25 protein-coding genes are annotated in these 21,637 nt (G+C 64.4%); 16 read left to right on the top strand and 9 right to left on the bottom strand.

Annotation, left to right across the window (positions count from 1 at the left end; genetic code table 11):
* Positions 1-236 precede the first annotated feature (236 nt).
* The 3 genes from M1D55_RS08365 to M1D55_RS08375 all read right to left on the bottom strand — a co-directional run bounded on the left by M1D55_RS08365 (position 237) and on the right by M1D55_RS08375 (position 2,432).
* Positions 237-494, bottom strand: coding sequence for a hypothetical protein (locus M1D55_RS08365; protein WP_456280639.1), 258 nt, complete (start codon positions 492-494; stop codon positions 237-239).
* 231 nt (positions 495-725) lie between these two features.
* Positions 726-1,088, bottom strand: a complete 363-nt coding sequence (locus M1D55_RS08370) for an ESPR-type extended signal peptide-containing protein (protein ID WP_456280640.1) — start codon at positions 1,086-1,088, stop codon at positions 726-728.
* Between the two features lie 438 nt (positions 1,089-1,526).
* Positions 1,527-2,432, bottom strand: coding sequence for a LysR family transcriptional regulator (locus M1D55_RS08375; RefSeq protein ID WP_232204356.1), 906 nt, complete (start codon positions 2,430-2,432; stop codon positions 1,527-1,529).
* 139 nt (positions 2,433-2,571) lie between these two features.
* On the opposite strand from M1D55_RS08375, the gene M1D55_RS08380 reads away from it, so the two are divergent.
* The 4 genes from M1D55_RS08380 to M1D55_RS08395 all read left to right on the top strand — a co-directional run bounded on the left by M1D55_RS08380 (position 2,572) and on the right by M1D55_RS08395 (position 5,686).
* Positions 2,572-3,567, top strand: coding sequence for a 2Fe-2S iron-sulfur cluster-binding protein (locus M1D55_RS08380; RefSeq protein ID WP_232204355.1), 996 nt, complete (start codon positions 2,572-2,574; stop codon positions 3,565-3,567).
* A gap of 63 nt (positions 3,568-3,630) precedes the next feature.
* The gene (locus tag M1D55_RS08385; protein ID WP_456280641.1) at positions 3,631-4,884 is read left to right on the top strand and encodes an aromatic ring-hydroxylating dioxygenase subunit alpha; all 1,254 of its coding nucleotides are present in this window, start codon (positions 3,631-3,633) and stop codon (positions 4,882-4,884) included.
* Positions 4,885-4,886: 2 nt separating this feature from the next.
* Positions 4,887-5,357: an aromatic-ring-hydroxylating dioxygenase subunit beta gene (locus tag M1D55_RS08390; protein WP_043436489.1), complete on the top strand. Its 471-nt coding sequence runs from the start codon at positions 4,887-4,889 to the stop codon at positions 5,355-5,357.
* A gap of 14 nt (positions 5,358-5,371) precedes the next feature.
* The gene (locus M1D55_RS08395; RefSeq protein WP_064576234.1) at positions 5,372-5,686 is read left to right on the top strand and encodes a non-heme iron oxygenase ferredoxin subunit; all 315 of its coding nucleotides are present in this window, start codon (positions 5,372-5,374) and stop codon (positions 5,684-5,686) included.
* 53 nt (positions 5,687-5,739) lie between these two features.
* Here M1D55_RS08395 and M1D55_RS08400 read toward each other — a convergent pair whose 3' ends face one another.
* Together M1D55_RS08400 and M1D55_RS08405 are read right to left on the bottom strand one after the other, a co-directional pair.
* Positions 5,740-6,729 (bottom strand): Bug family tripartite tricarboxylate transporter substrate binding protein, encoded by a 990-nt coding sequence (locus M1D55_RS08400; RefSeq protein WP_197498341.1) that lies wholly within the window; start codon positions 6,727-6,729, stop codon positions 5,740-5,742.
* Positions 6,726-7,418, bottom strand: coding sequence for a DJ-1/PfpI family protein (locus M1D55_RS08405; protein WP_064576232.1), 693 nt, complete (start codon positions 7,416-7,418; stop codon positions 6,726-6,728). Before M1D55_RS08405 ends, M1D55_RS08400 begins: the two co-directional genes overlap by 4 nt.
* Positions 7,419-7,496: 78 nt before the next feature.
* Between M1D55_RS08405 and M1D55_RS08410 the strand changes: the two genes are divergently transcribed.
* From M1D55_RS08410 to M1D55_RS08450, 9 genes are all read left to right on the top strand, one after another.
* Positions 7,497-8,522: a GlxA family transcriptional regulator gene (locus tag M1D55_RS08410; protein WP_082928540.1), complete on the top strand. Its 1,026-nt coding sequence runs from the start codon at positions 7,497-7,499 to the stop codon at positions 8,520-8,522.
* A gap of 86 nt (positions 8,523-8,608) precedes the next feature.
* Complete coding sequence (locus M1D55_RS08415) at positions 8,609-9,502, top strand: LysR family transcriptional regulator (RefSeq protein WP_064576230.1); 894 nt, start codon at positions 8,609-8,611, stop codon at positions 9,500-9,502.
* 98 nt (positions 9,503-9,600) lie between these two features.
* Positions 9,601-10,380 carry an aldolase gene (locus M1D55_RS08420; RefSeq protein ID WP_456280642.1) on the top strand — a complete coding sequence of 260 codons (780 nt, stop codon included), beginning with the start codon at positions 9,601-9,603 and terminating at the stop codon, positions 10,378-10,380.
* A 38-nt stretch (positions 10,381-10,418) separates the two neighbouring features.
* The gene (locus M1D55_RS08425; protein ID WP_456280643.1) at positions 10,419-11,747 is read left to right on the top strand and encodes an MFS transporter; all 1,329 of its coding nucleotides are present in this window, start codon (positions 10,419-10,421) and stop codon (positions 11,745-11,747) included.
* Complete coding sequence (locus M1D55_RS08430; RefSeq protein WP_006575514.1) at positions 11,744-12,373, top strand: 2-hydroxychromene-2-carboxylate isomerase; 630 nt, start codon at positions 11,744-11,746, stop codon at positions 12,371-12,373. The genes M1D55_RS08425 and M1D55_RS08430 overlap by 4 nt, the downstream gene beginning before the upstream one ends.
* Before the next feature lie 375 nt (positions 12,374-12,748).
* The gene (locus M1D55_RS08435; RefSeq protein WP_144425991.1) at positions 12,749-13,444 is read left to right on the top strand and encodes a GntR family transcriptional regulator; all 696 of its coding nucleotides are present in this window, start codon (positions 12,749-12,751) and stop codon (positions 13,442-13,444) included.
* 33 nt (positions 13,445-13,477) lie between these two features.
* Entirely contained in the window at positions 13,478-14,155 is a 678-nt protein-coding gene (locus M1D55_RS08440) for a DUF2848 domain-containing protein (protein WP_456280644.1), read from the top strand.
* Positions 14,152-15,474, top strand: coding sequence for an amidase (locus M1D55_RS08445; RefSeq protein WP_456280645.1), 1,323 nt, complete (start codon positions 14,152-14,154; stop codon positions 15,472-15,474). The genes M1D55_RS08440 and M1D55_RS08445 overlap by 4 nt, the downstream gene beginning before the upstream one ends.
* Before the next feature lie 138 nt (positions 15,475-15,612).
* Positions 15,613-16,950, top strand: a complete 1,338-nt coding sequence (locus tag M1D55_RS08450; protein WP_043438979.1) for an MFS transporter — start codon at positions 15,613-15,615, stop codon at positions 16,948-16,950.
* 1 nt (position 16,951) lies between these two features.
* Here the strand turns inward: M1D55_RS08450 and M1D55_RS08455 are convergent, their stop codons facing one another.
* Positions 16,952-17,842 (bottom strand): AraC family transcriptional regulator, encoded by an 891-nt coding sequence (locus M1D55_RS08455; protein WP_023264114.1) that lies wholly within the window; start codon positions 17,840-17,842, stop codon positions 16,952-16,954.
* Positions 17,843-17,936: 94 nt separating this feature from the next.
* Here M1D55_RS08455 and M1D55_RS08460 point away from each other — a divergent pair, with 94 nt between their 5' ends.
* Together M1D55_RS08460 and M1D55_RS08465 are read left to right on the top strand one after the other, a co-directional pair.
* Positions 17,937-18,482 carry a carboxymuconolactone decarboxylase family protein gene (locus M1D55_RS08460; protein ID WP_456280646.1) on the top strand — a complete coding sequence of 182 codons (546 nt, stop codon included), beginning with the start codon at positions 17,937-17,939 and terminating at the stop codon, positions 18,480-18,482.
* Between the two features lie 137 nt (positions 18,483-18,619).
* Positions 18,620-19,324 carry a glutamine amidotransferase gene (locus tag M1D55_RS08465; protein ID WP_456280647.1) on the top strand — a complete coding sequence of 235 codons (705 nt, stop codon included), beginning with the start codon at positions 18,620-18,622 and terminating at the stop codon, positions 19,322-19,324.
* Positions 19,325-19,351: 27 nt separating this feature from the next.
* Here M1D55_RS08465 and M1D55_RS08470 read toward each other — a convergent pair whose 3' ends face one another.
* The 3 genes from M1D55_RS08470 to M1D55_RS08480 all read right to left on the bottom strand — a co-directional run bounded on the left by M1D55_RS08470 (position 19,352) and on the right by M1D55_RS08480 (position 20,441).
* On the bottom strand, positions 19,352-19,474 hold the full coding sequence (locus tag M1D55_RS08470; protein ID WP_269447088.1) for a hypothetical protein: 123 nt from the start codon (positions 19,472-19,474) through the stop codon (positions 19,352-19,354).
* A 121-nt stretch (positions 19,475-19,595) separates the two neighbouring features.
* Complete coding sequence (locus tag M1D55_RS08475) at positions 19,596-20,033, bottom strand: NUDIX domain-containing protein (RefSeq protein WP_064576221.1); 438 nt, start codon at positions 20,031-20,033, stop codon at positions 19,596-19,598.
* Positions 20,034-20,222: 189 nt separating this feature from the next.
* Positions 20,223-20,441 carry a hypothetical protein gene (locus M1D55_RS08480; RefSeq protein ID WP_157071961.1) on the bottom strand — a complete coding sequence of 73 codons (219 nt, stop codon included), beginning with the start codon at positions 20,439-20,441 and terminating at the stop codon, positions 20,223-20,225.
* On the opposite strand from M1D55_RS08480, the gene M1D55_RS08485 reads away from it, so the two are divergent.
* A complete protein-coding gene (locus M1D55_RS08485; RefSeq protein WP_456280648.1) occupies positions 20,440-21,615 on the top strand; it encodes a porin in 1,176 nt (391 codons plus the stop codon). The genes M1D55_RS08480 and M1D55_RS08485 overlap by 2 nt on opposite strands.
* Positions 21,616-21,637: the final 22 nt, after the last annotated feature.

Here is a 21,637-nt window from a genome sequence, read left to right on the forward strand (position 1 = left end):
CGGGGCATGCGGTGCTTTTCACGATATCTCGGCCACGTCGAGACATCACTTTTCGCTCTGTCTTATTCCCCGATAGGAACATAATTCGTCCAAGTCCGACGATGGTCTAGTTTCTTTATTTCCATGGTCAGAGTCATGACAGCCAATACATTAGATTAGTCGGATGAAATTTTTTTCCCCAAAAAATCTCCAGACCACGTATGACTTTCTCACAAGAACGAGATTTGATATCTCAATCAAGCATTGTCTTCATTGTCCACGTACGTGCGTTTTGCCTTCCGCCAAGCAGGCTCTCCAAATGGACGAAGGCCAAGGACCTGTGCTTTTGCCGCATATCCGCCGATGGCGGCTATTGCCAAGCCTAGCGAAGCAACTACTATCCTCCACACCCCGGCAGGAACAACCTTTATCGCTAGGAATATTATCAACAATCCCAGAACAACCAGGACTGTCATGACCCATCCTTTTAATTTTCCATCAACTTGCAATTTCATTTGTTCAATCCATCCCGCAATTTCTGCGCTGCATCCGTAGCTTTCACACGCTCGCCGATTTCGTTAATTACAGGTGCAAGGGAAGGGACCATACCAGTAACGCGATCGACGGCGACGCCAAGCCCTCCGTCCACAACTGTCTGCCCAACATCTGGCCGCGCCAATTGTTCTATTACACTGGCGCCAAAGGCACCGAGCTGTAACCCTAGCCCAACTCCTTCAGCGGCTGCCCTAATCGCAGGATTGACAAGCGGTCTGTACGACCGTGGGCCGGTGAGCACCGGCGTTAGGATCCGCCACCACCTGCGCCCGGACATGCACCGGCAGTCCCCAAACAAGCCACGCCGCCAATGTCACCGCGGGCAACCCGAAGCGCGCGACGACCTGATGCGTCCCGCCATTAGCCGTGGCGCGTTCCGCGCGCGATGCGCCGTGGCGTCCCTTGCCCATGCCGGCGGCAGACTCCTCGACCGCCATCAGCATGCGGCGATGTTGATTGAAGACGAGGCGATAGCAGCGGCGGTTCATGGAGATGACGATGCGGAAGAGATTGGCTGGCGCACTATAGCGAGGAACTCGCAGGCCAAATGTCAAAGATTGATTCTTTAGGATTTCCGTCGAATTAGAGGAATTTCTCGATTTCTAATTAAACGACGAATTTAGTATTTTTTAACTCAGTTAATAAAGTTTCTTACTATCTGCGCATTCCTATTGACACACGCCGCGACGTAGAACCCAAGCAGGGGAATACGGGAAGAACAGCGTGGGTAACAAGCAAGCGCGGAATGGTCGCGCAAGGCACCGGAAGGCGACACCCCCAATGAGTGGGATTACGCAACATCGGCGTTATACAAGTGCGCAGCGGAACTGGCGGGTCTGTTTTATTGATTCGCTTCCTACGCACATCCAACCGGCAGATCGCGTTGTCACCGGTTGATTAACGGTCCATTGGATATGAAATTGATCCCTACCGAAGTGGGGACGAGTTCCATTCAGCGGCCTGCCCATTGGACCGACAGTCGGCACGCCGCCTCACCCCTCCGCAAACAACTCAAAAATCAAATCCCGCAACCACTGATTGCCGGGATCGCGGTGATAGCGTCCATGCCAGAACAGATTGATCTGGATATCCGGGAGATCGACCGGATGGCGGATCGATTTGAGACCGAAATATGCCGCGCTGCGCTCTGCGAACTTCTCGGTGACGGTGGCCACCAGGTCCGTGGTGGCGACGATATCGGCCAGTGCGACGAAGTGCGGTACGCGCAGGCGGATGTTGCGTCGTACTCCGAGCTTGGCCAGGATTTCATCGACGCGCGCGTGGCCAGTGCCTGCGGCCGTTACCACCACATGGTCGGCACGCTCGAAGTCCTGTAGCCGCACGATGCGTTTGTCCAGCGCATGGCCCGCGCGGAACATGCAGACATAGCGCTGGCGAAACAGCCGGCGCTGGTAGAACTCCGATGGCAGCTCGGGCAGGTGGCCCAATGCGAGATCGACCTGCCCCAAGCTCATTGCCTCTGCCAGGTTGATCGCGGTATTGCGCACGGTCGCGATCGACACGCCGGGAGCGCGCTCCCGCAATGCGCTCATCAGCCTGGGGATGAAATGCACTTCGCCGATATCGGTCATTGCCAGCTGGAATCGGCGATCGCTGCGCAGCGGATCGAAGGCGACCTTGCGGTTCAAGGCCGACTGCAACGCGTCCAGTGCATAGGCGACCGGTTCGGCAAGATCCTCAGCCACTGGCGTCGGCAGCATCCCCTTGGCGCTGCGTACGAACAACTGGTCGTCGAAGATTCGCCGCAGTCGCGCGAGCGCATTGCTGACGGCCGGTTGCGTCAGGCCCAGTTCGCGCGCGGTGCCCGATACCGTACGCAATCGCAGCAGGTGCTCGAACACGACGAGCAGATTCAGATCGACGTCTTGCAGCCGCATGTCTCCCCCCTCCTTTTTCATTATCACTTTGGTGAATGGGTCATATAAGGCGGATTCTATTGGTTTATCTGTGCCGATGCCCGAAGATGGGGGCCGGACAGTACGAGAACGAGAACAACAACAACGAACCGGAGACGATATGGAAGTGCGCGTCCTTCCCCACGGACAGCGTCTCGATGTACCGCAGGGCGAGAACTTGCTGACCGCCCTCCAGCAGCATGGCGTGCCAATCTCGTACAGCTGCATGGCGGGACGCTGCGGCACATGCCGCTGTCGGCTGGTCGAGGGCGATGTGCGTCACGCCGTCGATGGCAATACCAGCAACGGCGGCATCGGCAAGCAAGACCCTCGCCCTCTGCTGGCCTGCCAGTCCGTGGTGATGGGCCCCTGCACCATCGAGATCCCTGAGCCGGACGAGATCGTCGTCCACCCCGCTCGCATCGTGAGGAGCACGGTGACGGCGCTCGCAGACCTGACGCACGACATCAAGCTGATCCGGCTCGCACCGGCCAAGCCGCTGTCGTTCTCCCCGGGCCAATACGCGATGCTGCAGTTCACGCCGCACCATATCCGCCCCTATTCGATGGCGCGGCTGCCGGGTGAAGGCGAACTGGAATTCCATGTGCGCATGGTTCCGGACGGTCGCGTCACCAGATATATCTGCGATCGGCTGAAGGTGGGCGACACCGTTCGCGTCAGCGGGCCGCTAGGCACCTCGTATCTGCGCACGCGCAATGACGATCCGATTCTTTGCATTGCCGGAGGGACAGGCCTCGCGCCGGTGCTCGCCATTGTGCGCGGCGCCATTGCGGCCGGGCTGACCAACCCGATCCATTTGTACTTCGGCATTCGATCGCCGCGGGATGCCTACGGATTCGATTGGTTGAACGAGCTTGCCCAGCGGCATCCTCGCCTGCGCATCGATGTGGTGTCGACTTTGCCGGGCAGCGACCGCGATCTGCGTACCGGGCTTGTTACGGAGGCGGTCGAGCAGGACTACGGCGACCTGACCGGCTGGCGGGCATACCTGTGTGGCGCGCCGCCGATGGTCGAAGCCGCAACGGTACTGCTGCGCGATCGCGGCGTCCGCACGGAGCACATCTACGCCGATGCTTTCTACGCGTCGGGCGGTTGACGATTCGATCGCTTCAGAAATGGGCGCCGGGAAAACCGGACCAAAAAAATAGGGAGACCAAACATGAATATCCACGCCGCATGCACCGAGCCGATATGGCCCGACGACGGCATCAGCCGCATCCCGTTCCGCGTCTATACCGACCAGCAGCTCTACCAGCGGGAACTGGAGCGCTGCTTCTATCGCGGTCATTGGAACTACGTCGCCCTCGAAGCCGAGATACAGAATCCCGGCGATTTCAAGCGCACCGCGATTGGCGAGCGCTCCGTCATCGTGATACGCGATGCGGACGGCGATATCAACGTGGTCGAAAACGTCTGCGCGCATCGCGGCATGAAGTTCTGCCGCGAGCGCAGCGGCAACCGCAAGGACTTCCACTGCCCGTATCACCAGTGGAACTACGACCTGAAAGGGAATCTACAGGGCGTGCCGTTTCGTCGCGGTGTCAAGCAGGACGGCAAGGTCAATGGGGGCATGCCCGCCGACTTCCGGCCGGAGCAACACGGCCTGACCAAATTGAAGGTGGCCACGCGCGGCGGCGTGGTATTCGCGTCGTTCGATCACGACGTTGAATCGCTGGAGACCTACCTCGGCCCGGACATCCTCGGCTACTTCGACCGCCTGTTCAGCGGGCGCAAGTTGAAGCTGCTCGGCTACAACAAACAGCGCATTCCAGGCAACTGGAAGCTGATGCAGGAGAACATCAAGGACCCGTACCATCCGGGACTGCTGCATACGTGGTTCGTGACCTTCGGCCTCTGGCGCGCGGACAACAAGGCGCGCCTCGTGATGGATCCGCATTGGCGTCATGCCGCGATGGTTTCCACACGCGGACAGGGCGGAAAAAGCGAGGTCACCTCCGGTGTCTCAAGCTTCAAGGACCAGATGGCCTTGCAGGACGACCGCTTGCTCGACATCGTGCACGAGCCCTGGTGGGGCGAACCCACGGCCGTGATGATGACGATATTCCCCAGCGTCATCTTCCAGCAGCAGGTCAATTCGGTATCGACGCGGCATATCCAGCCGAGAGGACCCGATGCGTTCGACTTCGTCTGGACCCACTTCGGCTTCGAGGACGACGATGAAGCCATGACGCGACGCCGGCTGCGCCAGGCCAATCTGTTCGGCCCCGCCGGCTTCGTCTCGGCCGACGACGGCGAAGCGATCGAATGCTCGCAGCAAGGCTTCGCGCAGAAGCCCTGGCACCGCGTGCTCGCCGAACTCGGCGGCCTCACCGCGGAGAACACCGACCACATGGTCACCGAGACGCTGATTCGCGGTATGTACGCCTACTGGCGCAAGGTGATGGAGGTATGACGATGGAATTCGCCGACTACCACGCGCTGCTGACCTTGTACGCCGACTACGCCAGCGTCGTCGACAACGGCGACTGGGACCGCTGGCCCGAGTTCTTCACCGACGACTGCCTCTACAGGGTCCAGCCGCGCGAAAACCACGAACGCGGCCTGCCGCTGGCGACGCTGTCGTTCGAAAGCAAGGCCATGCTGCGGGATCGCATTTACGGCATTCGGGAGACGCTGTTCCACGATCCCTACTATCAGCGCCACATCGTCGGCGCACCGCTGGTGCGCAGCGCCGACGGCGAGCGCATCGTGTCCGAGGCCAATTACGCGGTGCTGCGCACCAAGCCCGATCAGCTGACCGATGTGCTGAACACCGGCCGCTATCTGGACACGGTGGTGCGCACGCCGGGCGGCCTGCGTTTCGCCTCGCGGCTTTGCATCTTCGACAGCGAGATGATTCCAAACTCGCTGATCTATCCGATTTGATCCTGGAGCGAACGATGACCGAAACCTGGACCGAAGCGGCCCGACTTTCCAGCGTGCCGCAGGACGACGTGATCGCTGTCGAAGTGGCCGGACGCGAGATTGCGCTCTACGCCGTCGATGGCGAAATCTATGCCACCGACAATCTCTGCACGCATGGACACGCGCGACTGTGCGACGGCTTTCTCGATGGACACGAGATCGAATGTCCGCTGCATCAGGGCAAGTTCGATGTGCGGACCGGCGCGGCGGTGTGCGCGCCGGCGACGGAGAACATTCGCAGCTATCCGGTGCGCATCGAGGGGGGGAAGGTCCTGGTCGATCTGGGATAGCCGCTGCCCAACGATTGCCGCCCTGGACTCGCGGGACGGCGTCCCGGGCTTCCCTAGTGGCGGCCCTCCGCGGCAGCCGTCAGCAAAGGGCGCAACCGCGCTATGTCCTGCAACAACCGCTCACCGAGTCGATTCCCCGTAGCGTCGCCGGCGTTCGGTACAGTGGCCCCGGCGCCGGCCAGCGCCGTGCGGTACGCAGCATCGCCCACCGCCGCCTCACTGGCACGGCGCAATGCCTGCACGACCGCCGTGGATGTGCCGGACGGGGCGAACAACCCGTACCACACCGCGAAACTGGCCACTGGCAAGCCTTGCTCGACGAGCGCAGGCACTGCGGGGAACAAGGGATTGCGGCGTTCCGACACCGTTGCGATTGCGGCGACCTTGCCGCTATCGAGCATCGGCTTCAGGTTGGTGACCAGGTCGCACATCGCATCGACGCGTCCTGCCATCAGGTCGATCAGCGCAGGCCCTGTGCCCTTGTAGGCGATCTCGGTATCGCGGCCGCGCATCGCTGCCCCGACCAGCCGCATGCAAAGCGACGAGGCCGAGCCGGGCCCCGCGGTTCCCCAGTTCAGTTGGCCGCCACGACTCCTGGATGCGAGGTGTTCGATTCCCGCTATCGATGATCCCGATGGGACGACGATCATCATCGGCACTTCCGATACCAGCGCCAGCGGCACCAGGTCACGCCGCGGATCGAGCTTCAGCGACGGATACAGCGCCGGCACGGTCGCAAGCCCGACATGATGCAGCAGCAGCGTGTAGCCGTCGGCAGCAGCGCGCGCGACTCGCTGCGATCCGATCGTGCCTCCGGCCCCGCCCTGATTCTCGACCACTACGGTGGTGCCGAGCCGGTCCTTCAAAACCACCGCGAGTTGGCGGGCCACGAGGTCCATCGGTCCTCCGGCTGCATACGGCACCACAATGGTCACCGGCCGAGCCGGGTACGCCTCCGCGCGTGCTGTCGCGCCATGGAACATGCCCGCGATCGCAGCGACGACAACGGCGGCACGGCGAAGACGGATGGCCACGGCGTTCATTGCCGGCTCCATTCGAGGGCCAGCCGCTGCGCGGCTTCCTGTACGGCGACCTCGCGCAGTCTGCGCCGCTGCGCGCCCGCACTCCTGCAGCGGGCGATGATCTCCGGCCGAGCGGTAAATGGCGTGCCGCCAACGAAAGGAGGTTCGGGGTCGTACTCGATCTGCAATTGGATCTGCTCGGCCGCCTCCTGGTCGAGCACGTTGGCGACCACGCGCAAGGCCATGTCGATGCCCGCGGTCACGCCACCGGACGTGAAGTACTTGCCGTCGATGGTGGTGCGGTCGTCCATCGGGATGGCGTCGAACTGAGTCAGCAGATCGCGGGCCAGCCAGTGGCCGGAGGCGCGACGCCCGTGCAGCAAACCCGCCGCGCCGAGCAGCAGCGATCCCGTGCAGATGCCGAACACCCAACGCGCCTGCTCGGCCTGCTCACGCACGAATGCGATCCACTCGGGATCGACAAGGGCGGCATCGGTGCCCGGGCCGCCGGGCACGACCAGCAGGTCGCAAGGCGAGGCCTGCGCGATGGTCGTGGTCGGCACCAGCATCAGGCCACGATCGGACCGAACCGGTGCGGCCTGCTTGGCGACCAGCTCGCATTGAAAGCCCGGCGCGCGAACCAGGACTTCATACGGCCCCGTCAGGTCCAGTTGTGTGACACCTTCGAATAACGCAAAATTCACCAGCATCGAATAGCTCCCAAGAACGCGTGGCGACGCTTGCTTCAGCGGACACGACGTCCAGTCATACTAGGAGCGCCCTTCCCCATGGCCCTGCCAACTTGCCCTCAACCGCTGCCAGCCGCCGTGCCCGCGCCGAAGCCGGCGTCACCGGTGGTCGCCCTGCTGGTTTACCCCGGCTTCCAGGCGATTGACCTCGCCGGCCCGGTGCAGGCCTTCGTGACCGCCGCGGGCGAGCGGGGCCCCGCCTACGACGTCCGCATCGTCAGCACAATGGGTGGCCCGGTGAAGGGCACCGGACCGCTGGCCGTGCTGACCGAACCCTGGAGCGAACTGTCGCTGCCGGTCGATACCCTGATGGTGCCCGGCGGACCGGGCGTCGACACGGCCTGCGACGAACCGGCGTTGCGCCACGCGTTGACCGCGTTGGCGGCAAGCGCGCGGCGGGTCTGCTCGGTCTGTACGGGCGCGTTCTTGCTGGCATCCAGCGGACTGCTGGAAGGACGTGCCGCCTGCACTCATTGGCGTGCGGCTGACCGGCTTGCCCGCGCCTATCCGGGCGTGCGGGTCGACCCGGTCCCGATCTACCTGCGCGATGGCAACGTCTACACCTCCGCGGGCGTTTCCGCGGGGATCGATCTGGCACTCGCGCTCATCGAAGAGGATGCCGGCACCAGCTGCGCCGCGGCCGTTGCCAAACGCTTGGTCGTGCACATGCGCCGGCCTGGCGGTCAGGCGCAATACAGCGATGCGCTGCGCCTGCAAACCAGCAGCGCCGGGGCCTTCGGGGAGCTGCTTGCGCAGATCGCGGCGCGGCCGGCGGAGCCATGGCGCGCCGAGGACATGGCCGAATACAGCGGACATTCGGTGCGATCGTTCTATCGCAAATTCATGGAGCAGACCCAGGAATCGCCATCGGCGGCGCTGGAGCGTATTCGCGTCGAACATGCAACGGCGATGCTCAAGACGACCGCAGCCTCGCTGAAGGAAGTCGCACGCCGCAGCGGCTTCACTTCCGAGCAGGCGATGCGCCGGTCGTTCCTGCGGGTCGCCGGCCGTCTGCCGTCGAGCATCGTGCGGGCCGCGAGCGGGAATCGCCGCGAGACCGCATAACAGCGGGCCGCCTGCCTGACGCCAGCCGCCCCGCTGCTGACAAACCCCGAGAGACAGCCCGGCCCTTGCCGGCGCACACTGCGGCCATGGAAGCCATGGACCGCCAACTGCGCTATTTCCTCCGGATCGCGGAACTCAAATCGCTGTCGAAGGCCGCCGAGCAACTGGATCAGACGCAGTCCGGCATCAGCAAGCAGCTTGCCGCCCTGGAAACCAGCCTCGGCAAGCCGCTGTTTGTGCGCACCGGACGCGGCGTCGAGCTGACCGAGGCGGGGCGGCAACTGCAGGAGGCGGTCCTGCCGGCCTATGGCGCCATCGATCGCGCCGTCGACGCCATTCGCCAGCGGCATGGCGTCAGCCAGGGCACGGTTCGGCTGGCCACCGTGCATACGTTGAGCTACTACTTCACCGCGGACGTGGTCGCGGCCTTCGTCAGCACCCATCCGAGCGTCAACCTGTCGCTGCTGGGCCGCAGCTCTCCGGAAGTTGTCTCGCTGGTCGAGGCGGGCAAGGTGGACCTGGGCTTCGTCTACGATGCCGCCGTCGATTCCGGTGGGCTGGTATCGCATGTGTTGTTCGACGATGCCATGTGCCTGATCGTGCGGGACACGTCGACATTGCAGGCCAGCGACCTGACCGACTCGACCTTGCGGCTGGTCGGATTTCCGCCGCACTACGCCCTTCGCCGCATGATTCACAGCAGCGGACTGAATCCGGAATTCGTGGCCGAAGCCGAAACGATCGATGCCATGCTCAGGCTGGTTTCTTCCGGCGTCGGCGCGTGCATCCTGCCCAACCGCATTCCCGAGAAGCTGCTGACGGACTATGGCTTGCGCAAGGTGCCGATACAACGGCCCTCGCTGCATCGCCGCGTCGTCGCCATCCTGCGCGCCGACCGTCAGCCGCTGCCGCTGACTGCCGATCTGCTCGATTGCGCCATGCGCATCTCGGCCAAACTGCCGCCCAATCCGCTGGAATAGCAGCTATGAGCTGAGCTGCATGGCTCCCATGGCGTTCGCTTTTCATACTCGCTCCTGGAACGACAGCGTTCCGCATCCATCCATGACCAGGAGACAGTATGAGCACCGCCTTCAGAGAAAAGGCCTATTTCGATGCCCGCGCGACACGCGACATGGCGCAGCACCTGCACGCCGTCGAGCGCAGCGTGCAGGAAACCATGGCCTATGCCTGCCGCATCCTCGCCATGACAGAACAGGAAGCCGGACTGGCCGGACAAATCAGCGTCCGTTCTCAGCGGCCCGATGCTTACTGGACCCTGCGCTTTGGCCTTGGCTTCGATGAAGCGACCCCCGACGATTTCATCGAGGTCGACCGCGACCTGAACACGCTGACGGGCAAAGGCATGGCCAACCCGGCTACGCGTTTTCATCTGTGGGTGTACGAGGCCCGCCCCGACGTGCAATCGATCATCCATACCCATTCCCCGTGGGCGTCGGCACTGGCGGCCGCTCGCCAGCCGCTGGTAATCGCGCATATGGACATGACGCCGTTGCACGATGACTGTGCCTTTCTGGCGGACTGGCCGGGCGTTCCGATCGCGGACCAGGAGGGCGTGCTGATCTCCGAGGCACTGGGTGACAAGCGTGCGATCGTGCTGGCGCACCATGGCTATCTGGCCGCGGGCGCCTCGTGCGAAGAGGCGACGTATCTATCGGTCTATCTGGAACGGGCGGCGCGCATGCAGATCCGCGCGCAAGCCTTCGGCGCGTTGACGCCGGTCGACGACGCCCTCGCGCGCGAAGCGCACGACTATCTGCTCAAGCCCTCGATCGTCAACGCGACTTTCGACTACTGGGCGCGCCAGACCCGGGGCATCGCCCCGTTGCCGGCGGCCTGACCGGTCGGCTTTCGCCATCTCACTTCAAGGAAGCCGCTATGACAGCGCCTGTTCCACAGGCGGCGCGGTCGCGCCGCCAATACATTACCGCCGGGCTCGCGAGCATGATGGGCACCACCATCGAGTGGTACGACTTCTTCCTCTACGGCACCGCCGCAGCCCTGATCTTCAACAAGATCTTCTTTCCCGCCTTCGATCCGATCACCGGCACGCTGGCAGCCTTCGCCACCTACTCGGTGGGCTTCTTCGCACGCCCCCTTGGCGGTATCGTGTTCGGACACTTTGGCGACAGGGTCGGCCGCAAGTCGATGCTGCTGATCACGTTGTTGTTGATGGGGATTCCGACCATCCTGATCGGACTGATTCCGTCCTATGACAGCATTGGATACTTGGCCGCCGTGCTGCTGGTACTGATGCGCCTGCTGCAGGGGGTGGCCGTGGGCGGCGAATGGGGAGGCGCCGTGCTGATGGCGGTCGAGCACGCACCGGAAGGCAAGAAGGGCTTTTTCGGCAGCCTGCCGCAGGCCGGCGTCGCGCCCGGGCTCATCCTCTCTTCCCTGGCGATGGCCGCGGTGTCGACGCTGCCCGACGAAGACATGCTGACATGGGGCTGGCGCGTGCCGTTCCTGGCCAGCGTCATCCTGCTGCTGGTGGGTTGGTTCATTCGCGTCAAGGTCGCCGAGTCTCCCGACTTCGAGCGGATGAAGAGCAAGGGGGACAAGGTACAGGTGCCCGCCAAGGTCGTGCTGCGGCGCTACCCCAGGGAGTTGCTCGTCGTCATCGGCGGCCGGCTGGCCGAGGTGACGTGGTTCTATACGGTGGTGACCTTTGCGCTGGCCTACGCGACCGGTACGCTCGGCATTCCGCGCATCGCCATGCTCGACGCCACGGTGTGGGGCGCGGTGGTTGCGCTGTTCGCCATGCCGCTGTTCGGCATGCTCGGCGACAGGGTGGGCTACAAGTGGGTCTTCATGGCGGGCGCGGTCGGCGTCATCGGCTTCGCACCGCTGTTCTTCGGCATGCTGCAGTACCGCGACCCCGGCTCGATCACCTTCGCCATGGTGATCGCCATCGGTGTCGTCTACGCCTGCCTGTATGGTCCGCAAGGGAGCCTGTTTTCCGCACAGTTTCCGCCCGAAGTGCGCTACAGCGGCATTTCGATCGCGGTGCAGGTCTCGGGCGCTATCGGCGGAGGCCTGGCGCCGATCGTCGCGACTTCGCTGCTCGCCTACGGCAATGGCGACCCGCGCTACATCGTCTGGTATCTGAGCGCGCTGGGCATCATTGCGGCAATCAGCGCGGCACGGATGCATGGCCCGCTTCGATTCGCCGTGCCGCCGGCAACCACCGAAGGAGCGCGCACATGAGCACGGCCGCCATCGACTACTACTTCTGGATGAACTCCGACTGGGCCTATCTCGGTGCCGACCGCCTCGAGGCGATTGTGCGGCGGCACGACATCGCGATCCGGTACCGGCCTGTCGATCTTCCCGAAATCTATGCGCGCACCGGCGGCATCCTGCTGCACCAGCGCTCCCCCGAGCGCCAGGCCTACCGCCTGACGGAACTGCGTCGCTGGTGCGACAAGCTAGGCATGCCGATCAACCCCAAGCCGGCTTTCATGTGTCCGAACGCGGATCTCGCCTCGTGCATCGTCATCGCGGCCGATTCCCTTGGACTATCCGTGGGCCGTCTGCACAAGGCGATCCTCCATGCGCAATGGTGCGACGATCAGGACATTTCATCGGAGGCGACGCTTCGGCAAATCCTGATTGCCTATGGCATGGACGATCGCGCCCTGCTGTCGAAGGCGAGAACGGCCGAGATCTCGCAACAGTATCGGCGCTACACCGACGAGGCCGTCGCGGCGGGCGTCTTTGGCTCACCCTCCTACGTCTATCGCGGCGAGCTGTTCTGGGGACAGGACCGGCTGGAGATGCTGGAGGAAACCATCGAGGCCAGCCAAGAACGATCTCGCCCGGATGGCTCATAGGAGGCGGTCGGTGGGGCGCATGGCCTGTCGGCGGCCCCGATTTTTTTATGCGCCTTCGCACCGGTTCCCGCTGCGGGAATCCCTGCAGCGGCGCTCCACTATCCCCCTCCACGACCTATGCTGCGCACGGCGGCCGAGGTGGAACAGCGAGCCGCACGTTTGAAGCTCGATGCCGGGAGTCAGCCCACCGCGAATCCCGCGGCAGCCAGTAGGCATCGAAAGCGGCGTCCTTGCCACGCACGTCGCCAGCCTCCCATCCGTCCCGCCTCCTCGATGTACTACCCATCAGCGTAAACCCTGATAAATCCAACCCTTGTCCTCAGTGAAATATCACCCTAGTATCACTCTCACTTCAGATGAGAACGAGAGCGGACCGTGGCGACATCCATCCGACTGGTAGGAACCGACGACGAAAACGGCAAGCAGACCGCCTCCCAGACGGGGGCGGCCATGCGTGAAATGGCCTATACGGAAATCAAGCGGCGCATCATTTCGTGCGAATTCCGGCCCGGCGAGCCTTTGAACGAAGCGCAGGTCGCGACCATGCTCGGCCTGGGGCGCACCCCGGTCCATCAGGCGCTGCATCGGCTGGAAGTCGAAGGGCTGGTATCGATCATGCCGCGCAAGGGCGTGCTGGTGACGCCGCTGTCGCTGAACGAAGTACTCGACATGATCGAGGTGCGCGCCACCAATGAGGTGCTGTGCGCCACGCTGGCCTGCGAGCGCGGGCACGACAGCGATTTCAAGGCGATGCGCGACATCGTCGACCGCTCGCCACCGCTGATCGCCGGTCGCGACATCCCCGCGCTGGCCTCGTTGGACCTCAAGTTCCACACCGCGATGTCGGCCGCCTCGCGCAACCGGGTACTGGCCGAATTGCTGCGCGGCCTGCATGAAAAGCAGGCGCGCTTCTGGTTCCTGTCGCTGTCCGACCCGCAGCATCTCGAGAACGTCTACCAGGAGCACCTGGAGATCGTCGACGCACTGGAGCGCAGGGATGTGCCCGCTGTGCGGGAAGCGGTCCGCACGCATATCGACGAATTCCGGAAGAACATCATCCGGACGCTCTAACCACCCTCTTTTCCCCAATCAAGGTAGTACGCAATGCCGACACTGCATTTCCAAGTCGCCGGCGGGGGCGAACTCGCCCTCGACATTCAACGTTTGATCATTGCCGGATGGACGGGCCGCGATCTCGAGGCCGTCCAGCACCATATCGAAGAGCTGCAGGCCATCGGCGTGAAGCCGCCCGCCAGCGTGCCGACCTTCTATCCGCTGGCCGCGTCGCTGCTGACCACGGCGGAGGTCATCGAAGTGCCGCGCGACGACTCGTCCGGCGAAATCGAAGTCGTGCTGCTGCAGGGTAACGACGGACTGTACGTCGGCGTCGGCTCGGACCACACCGACCGCAAGGTTGAAGCCTACGACGTGACGGTGTCCAAGCAGATGTGCGACAAACCGGTCGGCACGCAGGTCTGGCGTTTCGAGGACGTGGCCGACCACTGGGACAGTCTCGAGATGCGCTGCTGGCGTGTGCGCGACGGCGAGCGCGCGCTGTACCAGGAGGGCAAGGTCACGCGCCTGCTCGATCCGCGCGAACTGATCCAGCGGCTGACCGGCGAGGCCTCGCTGCCGCCTGGCACGGCGATGTTCTGCGGCACCCAGGCCGTGATCGGCGAGCTGGGCCATGGCGAGGCGTTCGAGGTCGAACTGCATGACCCGGTGCGCAACCGCACGCTGCGCCACGCCTATCGCGTGCAAACCCTGGCGGTGGCCGAATGAGCGAGCCGACCATTGCAGCGCTGGCGGCCCAATTGGCCGCTGGACAGACCACCAGTGTCGCGCTGACCGAGCAGGCGTTGGCGCGCATCGACAGCCATCGCAGCGCCGGCGGCGCGGCGTTCGTCGAGGTGGACGGAGCCGGTGCGCTCGCTGCCGCGCGCGCCGCCGACCAGGCACGGGCCGCCGGTCTGGTGGCCTCGCCCTTGGCCGGATTGCCGATTTCGATCAAGGACCTGTTCGACGTGCGCGGACAGGTGACCCGCGCCGGCTCGCGCGTGCTCGACGGCAATGCGCCGGCGGCCGCCGATTCGCCAGCCGTCGCGCGCCTGCGGGCCGCGGGTGCGGTGCTGATCGGCCGCACCAATATGAGCGAGTTCGCGTTCTCGGGACTTGGCCTGAACCCGCACTACGGCACGCCGCGCTCGCCGTTCGATGCCGAGCGGATCGCCGGGGGCTCCACCTCGGGCGGCGCGGTGAGCGTGGCGGGCGGCATGGCGGTGGCCGCGCTGGGCACCGATACCGGCGGCTCCATCCGCATTCCGTCGGCCTTCTGTGGCCTGACCGGCTTCAAGCCGACCGCGCGCCGGGTGCCGCTCGACGGCGCCGTCCCGCTGTCGACGTCGCTCGATTCGGCGGGCCCGCTGGCGCGATCGGTTGCCTGTTGCGCCGCGATGGATGCCGTGCTGAGCGGCGAGACGCTGGACGCGCGTCCGGCGTCGCTGGCCGGGCTGCGCGTCTACGTGACGCGCGATTTCGTCTGCGATGGCGTCGATGCCGACGTCGCCCAGGCATTCGAAGACATGCTGTCGCGGCTGTCGGCGCAAGGCGCGCGCATCGTGCCGTTCGATTTCCCCGAACTGCGCCGCTTGCCGGAGATCAACGCCGGAGGCGGCCTGACCGCGGCCGAGGCATGGGCCCTGCATCGCGACTGGCTGACGCGCGATGGCGAACGCTACGACCAGCGGGTGGCACAGCGCATTCGGCGCGGCGCGCAACAGAGCGCGGCGGACTACATCACGCTGCTGGCCGAGCGCCGCGCGATGCAGCAACACGCGGCCGAGCGGCTGCGCGAGGCGGACGCCTGGCTGATGCCGACCGTTGCGGTGCCGGCGCCGCGGCTCGATGCACTCGAGCGCGACGAGGATTTCTTCGCGACCAACGCCCTGGTGCTGCGCAATCCCAGCGTGATCAATTTCCTGGACGGCTGCGCGGTGTCATTGCCGGTCGCGCCGGCTATTGGCCTGAGCGTTTGCGGGCTGCATGGCAGGGACGCGCGCGTGCTGCAGGTGGCCGGATCCATCGAGCCGCTGCTGCGCTGACACGGCCCCCGTCGGCCCGAACTACACGGCACAGAGAAGATCGCGCCGCCACGGCTGGCGTTCCCCCAGCACAGCGACCGTCCGAGGGCTGCGCCAATGCAGCGCGGCCCCGCCCACCACACCCTAGGAGCAACACCCATGTCTTCCGCGATGAGCGGCGCCGCTGGCGCCCTGGAGAACGCGCAGCCCATCGAGGTCGCGCGGCAATGCGAAGTGGCGTATCGCAAGATCGCCATCCGCCTGATTCCCTTCCTGGTCTTCCTGTTCATCCTCGCGTGGATCGACCGCGTCAACGTCGGCTTCGCCAAGCTGCAGATGCTGCAGGACCTGCAGTTCAGCGAGGCGGTATACGGCTTCGGCGCCGGCATCTTCTTTCTCGGCTATTTCCTGTTCGAGGTGCCCAGCAACCTGCTGCTCGAGAAGATCGGCGCCCGCAAGACGCTGGCCCGCATCACGATCCTGTGGGGGCTGGCGTCGATGGCGATGATCTTCGTCAAGACGCCGATGCAGTTCTACGCGCTGCGCTTCCTGCTGGGCGTGTTCGAGGCGGGCTTCTTCCCCGGCGTCGTGCTGTACCTGACGTACTGGTTCCCCGCCGCACGGCGCGCGCGCATCAATGGCCTGTTCATGACGTCGTTTGCGATCGCCGGCGTGATCGGCGGCCCGCTGGCCGGCTTCATCATGACGACGATGGATGGCGTCGATGGCCTCGCCAACTGGCAATGGCTGTTTGTGCTCGAAGGCATTCCGTCGGTGCTCGCCGGCATCGCGGTGATGATGTACCTGCCGGAGAAACCCGCGAACGCGCGTTGGCTGTCCGACACCGAGAAGCAGCTGGTGACCCGGACGATCGAGGCGGAGAATCGTGATCCCGCCAAGCATTCGACGCTGAAGGCCGCGTTCGTCAATTCCCGCGTCTGGATCTGCGCCGCGATCTATTTCTGCGTGGTCAGCGGTAATGCCACCATTGCGTTCTGGTCGCCGTCGATCATCAAGGAACTGGGCGTCCAGGGCAATCTGCAGATCGGTCTGGTATCGGCGATTCCGTTTATTGCGGGCACCATCGCGATGGTCCTCAATGGTATTCACTCGGACCGCAGCGGCGAGCGCCGGATGCACTGCGCGATGGCCACACTGCTCGCGGCGGTCGGCCTGACGTTGACCGGACTGTGGCTGCACAGCGCGATGCTGGCCCTGGTCGCGCTGACGCTGGCGTCGATCGGCATCCTGGCCGCATTCCCGGTGTTCTGGTCGCTGCCGTCCGCCTTCCTTGCCGGCACCGCTGCCGCGGGCGGCATCGCCCTGATCAATTCGATCGGCAACCTGGCCGGCTTCGTGGCGCCGTACATGATCGGCTGGTTCAAGACCAATACCGGGCAGCTGTCGTCGGGCCTGTACTTCGTCGCGTTCCTCGAGGCGTGTGCGACCGTGCTGGTGCTGGCGGCCATTCGCGGCCGCGCCGCCGTGGCGCGCTGAATCAGGACTCCGCCAGCCACTTGCGCGGCGACACGCCCATCCGCTGCCGGAACGCCTTCGAGAACGACGATGCGCTGGCGAATCCCAGCTCCGTGGCGATCAGGTTCACCGGTCGCCCGGAGCGCATCATCGACGCGCCGAGACTGAGCCGCCAGTCCGTCAGATAAGCGGCCGGGGTGGTACCGGTCGCGTCCTTGAACGCCGCGGCAAACGCGCTGCGCGACATGCCCGCGGTCGAGGCCATCCGCGCCAGCGGCCAGTCCTCATACGGCGACCGATGCAGGGCGACGAGCGCCTTCGCCAGGCGCGGATCGGATAGCCCCATGATCAGCCCACTCGTCACGCCCACCTCCGCGGGATGATCGATGATCCAGCGCAACAGCTGGATCAGCACAACCTCGAACAAGCGATCGGCCAGCACGCGCGAGCCGCAGCGGACCTGATCCGCCTCCGCAAACAGCAGGTCCAGCGCAGGCCCGAGCCCTTCCACCGCATCGAGCGGCACCCGCACCAGCGAGGGCAGCGATTGCACGATCGGATTGCGTTCCCCACCGTCGAAGTCCAGCGTCGCGCAGGTGAAATCCGAGCCGTCCTCGGGAGGATTGATGAACTGGTGATGCACGGGGCGGGGATAGAGCAGCAGCGTCGGCTCGGCAAGGTGGAAGCGCGGCACGTCGGTATCGCCGGGCCGGTGCCGCACTTCCATCTCGCCTCGGCGAAGCACATGCAGGAAGGCCCGTCCCGGCAGCGGCTCGAAGGTGGATCGTCCACACAGCTTTCCCGTATGGAAGAGCCTGGTGCGGACACGGAACCGGTCCAGCAGCGCGGTCAACCGATCGACGGGATCCGCCGGCGACTGGGCGGCGATTTCGGATGAATGGACAATTTTCATGGACGTTTCCACACCTTGCGTCCAGGCATTCTACCTACCATTCCACTCGACCGCTCCATTCGGACGGCAGCCATCCCCTTCAAGGAGTCACCGCATGTCCCGCGTCCCGTTGATCGATCCCAATCACACCACTGCGGACCGCCAGGCACTGCTGATGCAGATCCACGGCGCGTTCGGTGCCACGCCGAACATGTTCAAGGCCGTGGCCAATTCTCCGGCCGCGCTGAACAGCATGTGGGGCAGCTTCGGCGCGCTCGGCAACGGCGTCATCCCTGCACGGCTTGGCGAGCAGATCGCCGTGGCGATAGCCAACCGCAATGCCTGCGAATATTGCCTGGCTGCCCACACCGCGCTGGGCCGCAAGGCGGGTGCCAGCGCCGAGGAAATGTCAGCCGCGCAGGGTGGGGAGTCCACCGATCCCAGGACCGCGGCAGCCCTGCGCTTCGCGCTGAAACTGGTCGAGGCGCGCGGGCAGGTCGGCGAGGCCGATGTGCGGGCGGTGCGCGCGGCAGGCTTCGGCGACGAGGAAATCGTCGAGATCCTTGCTCACGTGGCGCTGAATCTGTTCACCAACTACGTCAATGTGGCCTTTGCCGTGCCGGTGGACTTTCCGGCGGTGAAGCTGCGAGCCGCCGCGTAAGCCCTTTGGCCTGGCGGCAGGGCGGGCGGAGCATCCATCCGCCCGCCCTGCCGGCCGAAATGCTGGCCCAAATGCGGGCCGAAATGCTGTCCGATACCGCGACCGATTGTTTGATTGATTGAATGGAGCTGAACCGCATGAATCGCACCGCATTGGCAATCCGCCATGTCGCCTTCGAAGATCTGGGCATCATTGAACCGCTATTGACCGAACGCGGTTATACGGTCCGCTATCTGGAGGCCGGCGTCGACGCAATCGACCGTGCCACGGTGGCGGCGGCAGATCTGTTGGTGGTGCTGGGCGGCCCGATCGGTGTGTACCAGACGGATCGCTATCCCTTTCTCGCGGAGGAAAAGGCCGCCATCGCGGCGCGGCTCGGGCAGGACAAGCCAACTCTCGGCATCTGTCTCGGCGCACAACTGATGGCCGAAGCGCTGGGCGCGACGGTGGCGCCGACGGGCAAGGTGGAAATCGGCTACGGCGAATTGACGCTGACCGAGGACGGCCGAGCCTCGCCGCTGCGGCATATTGGCGCCATTCCGGTACTGCACTGGCACGGCGACCAATTCGCCATTCCGGAAGACGCATCGCGTCTAGCCGAAACGCCAGGATTTCCCAATCAGGCGTTTTCGCTCGGACCGCGCATTCTCGGCTTGCAATTTCACCTTGAGGCCGATCATCGGCAGATAGAGCGATGGTTGACCGGGCATGCGCATGAGTTGGCCGCGCATCGGCTCGACATCGCTGCGATCCGTGCGGATGCCGCGCGGCATGGTCCTCTGCTGGAACGCGCCGCACGCACGGTCATTGGCGAATGGCTCGACCCACTGTCGTGCGGTTAAAGACGGATCGAGATAGGTTGCCCCGCCCTACCGCGTGACACTGACGCCGGCGTCGACCGTGCCGTACATGGTGATGCCGGATTGCCGGTCGCCCGGGGCGCCGGTGTTGCTGCATCCCGCCATCATTCCCAGCAGCAAGACGAGACTCATTGCACTCAGGAAAGCTTTTCGCATGATGGATTTCCATATCGGTCCGAATCCAGCTTGGACGATATCGGGGTGCGCGAGGTTCCTGATAGGCAGCGGAATTGCCGCCATATCGGGCGCTCGGTCATGCGGGATCTTTTTCGGCTATACCTTCGACCACGCTCTGCGCCCACCGAAGAATCGGCCCAAAGCGCGGCGGCAGCAGTTCGAGTGCCGCGGCAAACGACACCCAGCGGAACGCATGATGCTCCGGCCGGCCCAGCTCGGCGCTGACCGGAAGGCTGACCGTCCCTTCGTCGGACAAGGCAATATAAAAGCGTGCGACCTTGCCTTTGGCGTATGGCTCGGTTTCGCGATAGTCATCGCCCCAAGGCATCGTCAGCGCGGACAAACCTGTCTCTTCGGCAGTCTCGCGCAGTGCGGTCTGCAACGGCTCTTCGCCGGGCTCCGGCGTTCCCTTCGGAAGATCCCAATTGCCGTACGCACGCAGGACGAGGCAGCGCCATTGCGCTCGCGTCCGACGCACCACCACCAAGCCCGAAGAACGCCGGGTGACTGTCATTTCCGCCTCCGCTGGACTATTCGAGCACTGTAACCCGATTGGCCGATTGGTATCACTGTTCCGGCCTGTCGCATTGCTGCACGCAGTGAGCGGAAATGACACAAGGCACATCGCGAACGGCCGATCCCGCATGCCGGCGCATCGCTGAGCGATTCCGCAACAACTGTCCTCGTACGGCGCATCGGCCGGTCATTGTGTGCGGCGCCTCGGGACGCCCACGCCGAGCGTCCTGTTTCGTTTTGCCGCATCGATCGGCACGGCTGCTTCAAGCGTGCGCATCGGTGCCTCACCGCGCCACAGCCCTTCGATCCGCTCCTCTTCTTCAACTGCTCCGGCACGCCGCTTGCGCAATGCGCCCGGCCGGCAAACCGGCTGCATCAGATCAACAACACAAGAGGAGACATCCATGCAGAAGCAGCACGCAACACCGAAACCGCCCCAACAATCCATCCGCCGCGCATGTGTCCTCGCCGCGCTGGTCTGCACGAGCCATGCAGGCGCCGCGGAGTTCCAGGCCGGCGACTGGACGCTGACGGTGGGCGGCAATATCAATGCCTTCTATACGACCAATTCGTGCTCGGGCGACAGCATTGGTGGACTGGCGCTTGGCAGCCGCGCGCTCGCTTGCGGCGGCAAGGACAACAGCACGGTCATCGGCAATGGCCTGCTGCCCAGCTATCTGTCGGTCGGCGCGAAGTCGCGCCAGGACGAATACGATGTGGCCGCGCTGATCGGTATCGGGGCGGCAGCCGCGACCGGCGACGCCATCTCCCAGAACAACGTGGTGGACGTGCGCCAGGCCTACCTGACGTTCGGCAACAGCAGCATGGGCACGGTCAAGCTCGGCCGCGACTATGGGCTGTATGGCTACAACGCGATCATCAACGACATGACGCTGCTCGGTGTCGGTGCCGCGACCCGTGCCACGCAGCGCGGTCGCGTGTCGCTCGGTCATATTGGCGCGGGCTACGCCTATGTCGGCACCTATGGCCAGTTCGTCTACACCACCCCGTCGTTCAGTGGCTTGTCCGTCGATGTGGCAGTGATGAGCCCGGTCGATCAGCAGCCGGTGATCGGCGTACCCGACTACACGGCGAAGAACACGCCTCAGTTCCAGGGCCGCGTCAATTTCGGCACCGACCAGTACAAGCTGTGGCTGGGCGGCAAGTCGCAGCGCATGGAGGACACCGCTGGAAATTCGCTGAACATGGCGGCAGTGGAAGTCGGCGGCTCGGTCAACGTCGGGCGCTTTGGCCTGCTGGCGAACTACCAGACCGGCAAGGGCCTGGGCATTCTGTCGGATGCGGACCAGGGCGATGTGCGGACCTCCGCCTATCTTGTGCAGGGCACGTACAAGGCAACGGATCGAATCAAGCTCGGTCTGGGCTATGGCCAGAGCCGCAATCGCGACAACCCAGGGACCGGACTCAAATCCAACGCCAATCTCACCGCGGGCCTGTATTACAGCCTGACCAAGAGCATCACGTTGGTCGCCGAGATCGGCGAGACGCGCTCGAAGTCGTTCGACGGGCTGTCGGCGAGGCAGCGCGGCGGCGCGTTGGGGGGCATCCTGCTGTTCTGATCAGGACCACTGCCTTCACGCG

Source organism: Cupriavidus sp. JZ107 (genome assembly GCF_053903255.1).